At 45.8% G+C, this 10608-nt stretch carries 7 protein-coding genes and 2 tRNA genes; 7 read left to right on the top strand and 2 right to left on the bottom strand.

The annotated features are described in order from the left end of the window. Nucleotides 1–40: 40 nt before the first annotated feature. Both L4C35_RS21410 and L4C35_RS21405 read left to right on the top strand, forming a co-directional pair. Nucleotides 41–117 (top strand) — tRNA-Met (locus tag L4C35_RS21410). A 24-nt stretch (nucleotides 118–141) separates the two neighbouring features. Then, nucleotides 142–217: transfer RNA gene (locus L4C35_RS21405), tRNA-Gly, on the top strand. A gap of 1204 nt (nucleotides 218–1421) precedes the next feature. Here the strand turns inward: L4C35_RS21405 and queG are convergent. Continuing rightward, entirely contained in the window at nucleotides 1422–2558 is a 1137-nt protein-coding gene (queG, locus tag L4C35_RS21400; protein WP_428464797.1) for a tRNA epoxyqueuosine(34) reductase QueG, read from the bottom strand. Between the two features lie 200 nt (nucleotides 2559–2758). Continuing rightward, entirely contained in the window at nucleotides 2759–3517 is a 759-nt protein-coding gene (locus L4C35_RS21395) for a PEP-CTERM sorting domain-containing protein (RefSeq protein ID WP_428464796.1), read from the bottom strand. Between the two features lie 296 nt (nucleotides 3518–3813). Here L4C35_RS21395 and L4C35_RS21390 point away from each other — a divergent pair, with 296 nt between their 5' ends. The 5 genes from L4C35_RS21390 to miaA are packed head-to-tail and all read left to right on the top strand — an operon-like array spanning nucleotide 3814 to nucleotide 10574. Then, nucleotides 3814–5301, top strand: a complete 1488-nt coding sequence (locus L4C35_RS21390) for an NAD(P)H-hydrate dehydratase (protein ID WP_428464795.1) — start codon at nucleotides 3814–3816, stop codon at nucleotides 5299–5301. 7 nt (nucleotides 5302–5308) lie between these two features. Continuing rightward, complete coding sequence (tsaE, locus tag L4C35_RS21385) at nucleotides 5309–5776, top strand: tRNA (adenosine(37)-N6)-threonylcarbamoyltransferase complex ATPase subunit type 1 TsaE (RefSeq protein ID WP_428464794.1); 468 nt, start codon at nucleotides 5309–5311, stop codon at nucleotides 5774–5776. A gap of 1 nt (nucleotide 5777) precedes the next feature. Next, entirely contained in the window at nucleotides 5778–7484 is a 1707-nt protein-coding gene (locus L4C35_RS21380) for an N-acetylmuramoyl-L-alanine amidase (protein ID WP_428464793.1), read from the top strand. Between the two features lie 2 nt (nucleotides 7485–7486). Further along, a complete protein-coding gene (mutL, locus tag L4C35_RS21375) occupies nucleotides 7487–9646 on the top strand; it encodes a DNA mismatch repair endonuclease MutL (RefSeq protein ID WP_428464792.1) in 2160 nt (719 codons plus the stop codon). Further along, the gene (miaA, locus tag L4C35_RS21370) at nucleotides 9639–10574 is read left to right on the top strand and encodes a tRNA (adenosine(37)-N6)-dimethylallyltransferase MiaA (protein WP_428464791.1); all 936 of its coding nucleotides are present in this window, start codon (nucleotides 9639–9641) and stop codon (nucleotides 10572–10574) included. The genes mutL and miaA overlap by 8 nt, the downstream gene beginning before the upstream one ends. Nucleotides 10575–10608 lie beyond the last annotated feature (34 nt).

Raw genomic sequence — 10608 nt, 5'->3', positions numbered from 1 at the left:
CAATAGTTGTTACCGTACTTAACGGTGAATATAAATCGGACGCGGGATGGAGCAGCATGGTAGCTCGTCGGGCTCATAACCCGAAGGTCGTAGGTTCAAATCCTGCTCCCGCAACCAATTTACTTGTTGAAATACAAGCATGCGACACTAGCTCAGCTGGTAGAGCGCAACCTTGCCAAGGTTGAGGTCACGAGTTCGAACCTCGTGTGTCGCTCCAAATTGAATCTCATGACGAAAGTGATGAGATAGTGAAACACAGGTAAAGCTGGTAGAGCGCAACCTTACCAAGGTTGAGGTCACGCCTAGCTCCTCGAAGATCGGGAACCTCGTGTGTCGCTCCAAATTGAATCTCATGACGGAAGTGGTGAGAAAGTGAAACACAGGTAAAGCTGGTAGAGCACAACCTTACCAAGGTTGAGGTCACGCCTAGCTCCTCGAAGATCGGGAACCTCGTGTGTCGCTCCAATTTGAATCTCATGATGAAAGTGATGAGATAGTGAAACACAGGTAAAGCTGGTAGAGCGCAACCTTACCAAGGTTGAGGTCACGCCTAGCTCCTCGAAGATCGGGAACCTCGTGTGTCGCTCCACTCTTTCTCTTTATGAAAGAGCGTTTTTTCAGTCACGGACTGAGAGAATAATAGTTATTACCGTACTCAACGGTATCCTACTACTGTGAAGTAATAGTCCCTAGCTGCATCAGGTTTCCAAGTGTGAAAACCACCTGCATGTTGCTCCAAAAATTCCTAACGTTGGTTAGGATGCATAGAAGTGATCAGCTTCAAACATCATTAAAAATTCACATTGCAACCTCTATGAGGTTGTTCTTGTTATCTGTTGATTTTAATGCTCTGTGACGATTAATGGCTGTGTAGCGTTACCCTAGTGAATGCTCATACAACGAGCTAGACGGGTAAACTAAGCTTCAAACATACCTGCTCTCTTATCCAGCACTGTTTTTCATCTAAGGGCTTATATTACTTGGCCTCACAGTGATATTAACAGGGGATCTCCGATCTTAATTAACAGAGTTATCCACATTATGGTTTCTGTGGGTAAGTTAGTTGATTACGTGTGCTGATGCCGTGTGAATAACTTTTATACCTTTCTTTTTATACCCCACCACAGATCTATCTTAATAACTTTACTCACAGTTTAAGCTTATGTTTTTTATTGCTTTATGTGTTTTACTCCCAACTTTATATACAGCTTGATCAGTATCTATTCTTGTGGAAAAAAAGCATTGATGCTGATTAAACGCATCTGTGTTTAATTGTTTGGTCTATAGGCGAAAAGTCACAAACTGCAAATGTTTTCCACATATACACGGAATGCTGACCTAGCTCGCATTTTGTATAGGAATAAACGTTTAACTAAAGCTGAAGCGATAGTGCCGTCATACCACCGATGATAGCAGTATAGCTAGGCATCACGTGGTAAGCCTTTTTCTATAATGCGTACTAAGCGTTTTGTTTTAGTAGGGATAACATCGATGCTGGTGTCATTACGTTTTTTACTTTGCATCTCAAGTGCCCAGTGAAGGTGGATATCCAGTACCTCATCATTAAGTGCTAACTTATCGTTAAGTGCATCAATGATTTCTGGTTGATATGGGGCGTTCCCGAGTGCGATAGCAAGATTGCGGAGCCATTGAATATGACCAATTCGTCGGATTGCCGATCCTTCAGTGTTCTTCAGGAACGTAGCCTCGTCCCATGCAAAGAGCGTGAGAATATCTTGTTGATAGAGACTATTACGGCAATGGTAGTCTTCTTCCTCTGTGATATCAGAGAAGCGATTAAATGGGCAAACTAATTGGCAGTCATCGCAACCATAAATACGATTGCCAATCTTTTCACGAAACTCTTCTGGGATCACTCCATCAAATTCAATAGTGAGATAAGAGATGCAACGCCTTGCATCAATGACGCCTTCCTCAACGATTGCTCCTGTTGGGCAGCTTGTTATGCAAGCGACACATTTACCACATTGATTTGTCTCTGGGATATCGACAGGGAGTGGCAGGTCAATCAGCAGTTCACCTAAGAAAAACCATGACCCTGCATCTTGATTCAAGATCAGAGAATGTTTTCCTGTCCAGCCCAGACCTGATTTTTCAGCCAATGGGCGTTCTAATATCGGCGCGGAATCGACAAAAGGGCGATGGCCAAATTGACCAACGACTTGTTCGATATTTTGCCCAAGCTTCTTGAGTCGATTACGGATCAGTTTGTGGTAGTCGCGACCTAATGAGTAGCGGCTTATATAGGCTTTATCTGGATTTTTTAATGTTTGAGCGAACTCGGCATTCGGAGGTAAATAGTTCATACGCACGCTAATGACTCGAACAGTGCCGGGCAGAAGTTCATGCGGGCGTGCGCGCATCATGCCATGACGTGCCATCCAGTCCATATCACCATGGTATCCAGCATCTAGCCAACGCTGTAGCTGTGCTTCGTGTTGGCTTAGATCAACATCGCAAATTCCAACATGCTGGAAGCCTAGCTCTTTTCCCCACTGTTTAATTTGTAGGGCTAGGGCGTTGTAGTCGATGCTCATGGTGTTGCTCGCTCAAAATTGGGGGGCGAAGTGTAGCATAGAATAATGCAGTTATTTCGTGAAAGTATTCGGCTTCCATGTATTGATGCGTTAGGTGTAAGGGGATTAAAAGGGGGAAGAGGTAAGATAACAAGAAGAAGCATGTCGGCACCTTCTTGTTATTCATAGGCTTGCTATAAGAACCAGGCGGAAAACTACGGCTAGGCTGCCCCATCTTTTTCTTTACGGCGATAGCCCATAGCACCAAACATTAACAATCCTGTCCCGAAGATTGCCATGATTGATGGCTCAGGTACGATACCCCATGAGTCGATGCGAATATCAATGGCATCCCCATCACCAATAAAGCCCCATGACATTGCACTTATCTTGGTGAAATCTACGCCCGCGAAGTTTTCAAAGCCAAGGAGAACTTGTCCAACGCTCCCCATGTTGCTTCCCGTAAACATCGCCATGCCTCCCATTGTGTCGTAGAGACTAAAGTAATAATCAAAGTTATTTGCCCCATCATTACTGGTGACATTAAAGAAGAAGTCGGTGAATGTTGAGATATCAGTGGCACCTAATCCATCTTTATCAATATTATTGGTTAAGCCTTCAGTGGTGGAATATGGACCTTTAGTATCATGCGCATTGGTGGTGCCATCGTAAACCATTTCAACCCAAGATACGGCACCACTGGCATTACTCCAGCTCAGTTGTGAAGCCATTGGATTTGCGCCCGCTTCAGCAAGTGCATCGGAGGAAACACCAGATGAGGTGACAATATGTAAGCGAATATCCCTTTCACCACCTAAAATATTGCCATCTTGCACTGCTGCATCTTTGGTTTGTTGGCTATCGTATTTCCCTAAGCTCAGTGGGCCATGATCAACATTAAAATCATCGAAAATCACGGATGTCGCATTGGCATTAAATGCAAAGCCAAGTAATGCAGTTGCGAGAACTAACTTATTCATATGTATCTCCCTGGACTTCTGATGGCGTTAGTCAACGTGCTAGCGCTTTGTTATGTAGTGAATAAAGCAAAGGGAGTGCCAATTAATTAAAGGCATTTTTATTATAAGGTTATGAAAGCGAGTGTTTGTCCGCATGCAGAGAATGTAAATAAAGCTGACACTTTGTTTGTTGTTTCTTGGTTTGGCGTCTAGGTGGATTACAGCGCGGTATTTTATTTATATAGTGATATTACACTGTGAAGTGTGTACTCGCTGTCGGGGGGCGCTTCTTTCATCACCATAATAAGGATAACGAGATGGTGACTTCAATATTACCGCTTACACTTTATCAAGCTGATACGGTAAGGAGGGGTGAACAATTAGCGGCTGAGGCTGTGCCGGTTTCGATGTATAGCTTGATGGAGCGCGCAGGAGCGGCTGTTTTTGAGTGTCTTCAGATAGCGCCTTTTACTACGCAATCCGTACTTATTTGTTGTGGTGGTGGAAATAATGGTGGTGACGGCTACGTTGTTGCAAGGTTAGCGCTAGCGGCTGGGATCGCTGTTGAAGTTTGGCATCTAGGTAATAGTCATCAATTAATGGGTGATGCCGCAGCCGCCCGTGATGCTTGGCTGGCGGCTGGAGGGGAAATTATCGCCCCTAAAGCGGAGATCCCTCATGGTATTGATGTTGTTATTGATGCGCTATTAGGAACGGGGTTGTCAGGTATGGTGCGCGATGACGCCAGCAAGCTGATTAATATTATTAATCAAGCGCATAAGCCTGTTATTGCGGTCGATATACCTTCTGGTTTGTGTGCAGACACTGGACGAATACTTGGCTGCGCGATACAAGCGGATAGAACGGTGACGTTTATTGGTGTGAAGCAAGGGTTAGTGACGGGGCAAGCGCACAATGTTGTGGGGGAGCTTTATTTTGCAGGCCTTGGCGTTGACGATATTTTTGATAGTCAGCAGCAACCGAATGCCACAGCACTTACTGATGCAATCATTCCTGCCTTGCTATCACAGCGCAAGCGAACAGCACATAAAGGCGATCATGGTCGGGTGACTTGTTTTGGTGGCAACTTGGGTATGGCTGGGGCGATTCGGTTAGCCGCAGAGGCCTGCTTACGGACTGGTGCAGGCTTAACCGCGGTTGTGACGCAACCTGACAATGTCATGTCAATTGTTGCTGCTCGCCCTGAGATAATGGTGCAAGGCTGGCAAGAAAAAGCACATGAAATCAGACAACAACGTGATTGGAGTGATGTTATTGTTCTGGGGCCTGGTTTAGGCACCAATGACTGGGGGCAGGCGCTTTATTTCCATTTGGCCGATAGCGAAAAAAAGATGGTGTTAGATGCAGATGGATTGAACTTATTAGCCCTTTCCCCTGACTATAGAAATAATCGTATAATCACCCCTCACCCAGGTGAAGCTGCTCGATTACTTGCGTGTAGTGTTGCAGAAATAGAAGCAAATCGCTTTCTAGCTGTGCAACGTTTGCAAAATAAGTATGGCGGTGTGGCAATACTTAAAGGTGCAGGAACATTAGTTTTTGATGGTGTGCAGCTTTATGTATGCCGAGCTGGTAACCCAGGAATGGCAACTGGCGGTATGGGTGATGTGTTATCTGGTATTATTGGTAGCCTATTAGGGCAAAATTTATCATTATCAGATGCCGCGATACTGGGAGTGTTTATTCACAGTAAAGCTGCCGATCTTTGCGCTCAAGAGGGAGAGCGTGGGATGATAGCCAGTGATTTATTCCCGTATATTCGACAATTAGTCAATTCAAGATAATAAGACCATGCAAACAATTGAAATTCAACTTGCTGATGAGCAAGCGACGGTAGAATTAGGCCTGCAACTAGCACAAGCCTGCGAGCGTCAAACAACGATTTACCTTCATGGTGATTTAGGAGCAGGAAAAACAACGTTTAGTCGTGGTTTTATTCGAGCGCTCGGTCATCAAGGGAATGTCAAAAGTCCAACTTACACTTTGGTTGAACCGTACGAGTTACCACCTTGGCAGGTCTATCACTTTGATCTGTACCGCTTAGCTGATCCTGAAGAGCTTGAGTTTATGGGGATCCGTGATTATTTTTCAGCCGATGCAATTTGTTTAGTTGAGTGGCCTGAAAAAGGACACGGCTTATTGCCTCAACCCGACCTAGAATTAGATATGCGCTACCATGGCGAACAACGTACAGCCACTTTAACGGCGAACAATGAGTACGGTATGGCGTTAGTTAAACATTTGGAGTTGTGTCGATAGGATGTCTGTGCGGACTTTTTTTCAGATTGTAATTTTAGGGGCTGGGTTATTTAGCACTATGGCGGCATGGGCCAATGAGCTAAAGAGTATTCGTGTATGGCCAGCGCCAGACGAAACCCGCGTTGTTCTCGACATGCAAAGCGAGGCGGTATATTCCTACTTTACCCTAACTAAACCTAACCGTTTGGTGGTGGATTTAAAGAAGACAACTTTAAAAACTAAGCTGCCAGTTGTGGTGAAAGATAGTGAGGTTTTGAAAAAAATTCGCAGCAGCGGAGCGCCAGATAAAGGTTCCTTCCGTTTGGTGTTTGAAATTAAAACCGGCATGACACCTAAATTGTTTACGCTGGCTCCAACACATGATGGACATTATGGTCATCGTTTAGTGCTGGACTTGCCTCATGGTAAAAAAGCCACAGTAGTCAAACCGAGCAAGCCGAAACCTGCGGTTGAAAATCAGGCGGCGCAGCTCCCTTCGGGTAATGACGATATCATTATTGCCATTGACCCAGGTCACGGTGGTGAAGACCCTGGCTCGATTGGTCCGACTCGAAAATATGAGAAAAATGTCACCTTAGATGTGTCGAAGCGTGTTGCGGCAAAAATTAATGCAACGCCGGGTATGAAAGCAGTATTAACCCGCGGTGGTGATTATTTCGTTAATTTGAATAAACGCTCTGAAATTGCCCGTAAAAATAAAGCGCACTTACTGGTGTCGATTCATGCGGATGGCTTCCATAAACCGCAGCCGCGTGGTGCATCAGTCTGGGTACTGAATACGCGTCGAGCGAACTCTGAGATTGGTCGCTGGATCGAACAAACCGAGAAGCAGTCGCAGTTGCTCGGCGGTGGAGATGTATTGTCGGGTGACAACGATGACCAGTATCTGAGTATGGCCGTCCTTGATTTGCAATTTAGCCACTCACAGAAAGAAGGCTACGATGTGGCATCTCGGGTATTAAAAGAATTAGGCCGAGTGACCACGTTACATAAAAGTCGTCCTGAACATGCGAGTTTAGCAGTATTAAAATCGCCAGATATTCCATCCTTGTTGGTTGAAACTGGCTTTATTACCAACCCGAGAGAAGAGCGTTTACTTAACTCCGCATCGCACCAGAATAAAATCGCCAATGCGGTCTACAAAGGTGTGTTGCAATACTTCAACGAAAAGCCACCCGAAGGCACCTTGTTTGCGTCGCGTAAGCACGGTATCAAACACAAGGTAACCTCAGGGCAATCGCTGAGTATCATTGCTAAGCGTTACAACACCTCGGTCAGTGCGATTAAGCAAGCTAATAACTTAAAATCTAACACGGTTAGGATCGGGCAGGTTCTGTCGATTCCAGGCGGTAAAGCGCCGTCATCAACGACAGTTGCTGTGAATAAACCTGCGCCAGCAAAGGCGAAAATCGTGACGCACACAGTGCAGCGCGGTGAGTTTCTTGGCAAGATTGCGGATAAGTACAGTGTGACTGTGGCGAGTATCCGAAGTGAGAACAAGTTACGTTCGGATTCATTGGCCGTTGGCCAAAAGTTGAAAATTAACTTAAGTAATCGTAAAGCATTGAATCACACCGTTAAACGCGGTGAGTTTTTAGGAAAAATAGCCAGCCAATATGGTGTCAGTGTCGATAGTATTCGAAGTGCGAATAAGCTAAGCTCTGATAACTTGGCCGTCGGTCAGAAATTAGTCATACCTAGAAGTTAATTATGCCCATTCAGATATTACCTGCCAGACTGGCAAACCAGATTGCAGCAGGTGAGGTAGTGGAACGCCCCGCTTCAGTGGTTAAGGAGTTGGTCGAAAACAGCCTCGATGCTGGCGCAACCCGAATTGATATTGATATCGATAAAGGGGGGAGTCGGACAATCCGAATTCGGGATAATGGCAAAGGGATCGTGAAAGATGAGTTGGGTTTGGCGCTAAGTCGTCATGCCACCTCGAAGATCTCTTCGTTAGACGATCTAGAGGCCATTGTAAGTTTGGGTTTTCGTGGTGAAGCACTGGCGAGTATTAGCTCGGTGTCGAGACTAACCATTACTTCGCGTACCCAAGACCAAGAGGAAGCTTGGTCGGCGTATGCCGAGGGGCGTGATATGGATGTGCAGCTTAAACCTGCTGCGCACCCAGTGGGAACGACACTGGAAGTGTTGGATCTGTTTTTCAATACGCCTGCGCGTCGTAAGTTCTTACGTACCGAGAAAACCGAATTTAACCATATTGATGAATTGCTTAAGCGTATTGCGCTGAGCCGTTTTGATGTCGCGATTAATCTTCGTCATAACGGTAAGCTCATTCGCCAGTACCGCGCCTCAGAAACACAGGTGCAGAAAGAACGTCGTTTAGCCGCGGTGTGTGGTGGGCCATTTTTGAAGCATGCATTGGCCGTTGAACTTGAACATGGCGACCTAAAACTGTCTGGTTGGATTTGTAATCCGCATGGTGCGAGGGCGCAAAACGATATTCAGTACTGCTATGTGAATGGCAGGATGATGAAAGATAAACTCATCAACCATGCGATTCGTCAGGCTTATGAAAGCAGTTTACCGTCTGATCAGTATGCTGCCTATGTCTTGTTTATTGAAGTGGACCCGCATCAGGTCGATGTGAATGTGCACCCTGCAAAGCATGAAGTGCGTTTTCATCAAGGACGCTGGGTGCATGATTTTATTTATCAGGCTGTGCAAAGTGCCTTGCAGCAGAGCATGGCGGAAGGTGAGGTGATGTATCAAACGCCTCAACGTGCCAGTGCCTCGGCTCAACATTACGCAGAACCTAGCGTTCACTCTGACCAGTCAACGCATCAGATTGCTGAAGCGGCCCCCTCATCTGCAGCGATCGCTAATACGCCAGATTACCCCAATAAAGCCGATGCCAATGATTGGCTTCATGCGGACGCGAGAACATCGGTAGAATCAAAGCACAGTGATGGCCGAGGCTGCTCGCAGGATGCGTATTATAGTGCTCCTCGATCATCGTCATCTCGATCTTCGACTGGGGGGGTGTCATCTCATTCTGGAAATGGGCGACAATTTGGTGGTGATACGCCTTCAAAACAAGAGGTTGCTGCGTATCAACAGTTAATGCAAACCACGACGAGTGATCATCTTCACTTAGGCGATCGCAATGATGATCAATGTGCTGCGCAAGATAAATCTGTGTTATCGCCGGTGTTACCGCAAGGGACCCAAGGTGTCTCATCACCAGCGGGACTAAACTCGCGTAATGAATGGCAGCAAAGCGCCGCCATCGCGCCTACGCCTCGCTCAGCGAATATGCCTGTTGGGGGCGCAAGCTCTATTGGGTTAGGTAAGGCGTTATCGCTTATTGCCCAGCGTTATTTATTATTAAGCCGAGAAGATGGGATTTATTTGCTGTCTTTAGATGTGGCGCAGCGTTTGCGCCATAAAGGTCAGCTTAAACTAGCGCAAAGCGAAGGCTTGAAAGCACAGCCATTATTGATCCCACATTCAGTGCCCGTTGAGCCTGAATTGATCGCATGTGCAGAACAACATGCGTTGCTGTTAAAACAGCTGGGTATTCAGTTGAAAAAGAAAAACAATACTGGCCTGATTATTTTGTCGGTGTGTATGCCGCTACGGCAACAAAATTTACAGCAACTGATCCCGAATTTATTAACGTATTTACTTTCGGTTGCAGAGGATCAACAAGCCCAAGGTTGGGATAAATTATTAGATTGGCTGGCAACACAATGTGTGATGCCAACAGACGCTTTTAGTCTGTCCCAAGCGATTCAGTTAGTGGCTGAGCTTGAGCATTTATGGGCCAATGATCTTGAACTTTATTATCAGAGTTTGCTGCGTCCGGTGAATACTGACGAAGCAATAGAAGCATTTAATCATGAGTAAGCCATTACCACAGGCCATTTTTTTAATGGGCCCAACCGCATCAGGTAAAACTGATTTAGCAATTCGTTTACGAGAACAGCTACCTGTAGAGTTGATTAGTGTCGATTCAGCCCTTATCTATAAAGGTATGGACATTGGTACGGCGAAGCCAGATGAGCGAGAACTCGCCTTAGCGCCGCATCGACTGATCGATATTCGTGATCCAGCGCAAAGTTATTCGGCTGCAGACTTCAGAGCCGATGCGTTAAAAGAAATGGCTGATATAGTTGCAGCAGGGCGTATCCCACTTCTAGTGGGCGGCACCATGTTGTATTTTAAAGCATTACTGGAAGGGCTATCACCATTACCGGCTGCAGACTACGATGTGCGAGCGCAGATCGAACGTGATGCTGCTGAGCAAGGTTGGCAAGCGCTCCATGATGAATTAGTGCGTATTGACCCTGTTGCAGGTGCTCGAATTCACCCAAACGATCCACAGCGTCTTTCTCGTGCATTGGAAGTTTTTCGTATTTCGGGTAAAACTTTAACAGAGTTAACACAAACTCAAGGTGAACCTCTGCCATATAAGGTTCACCAATTTGCAATAGCTCCCATGGATAGGGCTGTACTGCATCAACGGATCGAACAACGTTTTGGCAAAATGATGGAAGCGGGTTTTGAACAAGAAGTTCAAGCGCTGTATGAGCGTGAAGACCTGACGCCGGATTTACCCTCTATTCGTTGTGTTGGTTACCGTCAGATGTGGGACTATTTGGACGGGCAGTGTGATAAGGACGAAGCAATTTTTCGCGGAGTCTGTGCTACTCGTCAATTAGCGAAGCGTCAAATTACTTGGCTGAGAGGCTGGGAAAATTTGACCTGGTTGGATAGCAGTAACGTAGATATAGCGTTACAAACAGTCACAAACTCAGTTAGATGTGATGTTTGATAAACGTGTATACTCATTACTGTTTTGCGTATTT

The organism is Photobacterium kagoshimensis, from assembly GCF_050337045.1.
GTDB classification, from domain to species: Bacteria; Pseudomonadota; Gammaproteobacteria; order Enterobacterales; family Vibrionaceae; genus Photobacterium; species Photobacterium kagoshimensis.
The sequence above is the reverse complement of the archived record's forward strand: the minus strand, read 5'-3'. Positions and strand labels throughout refer to the sequence as shown.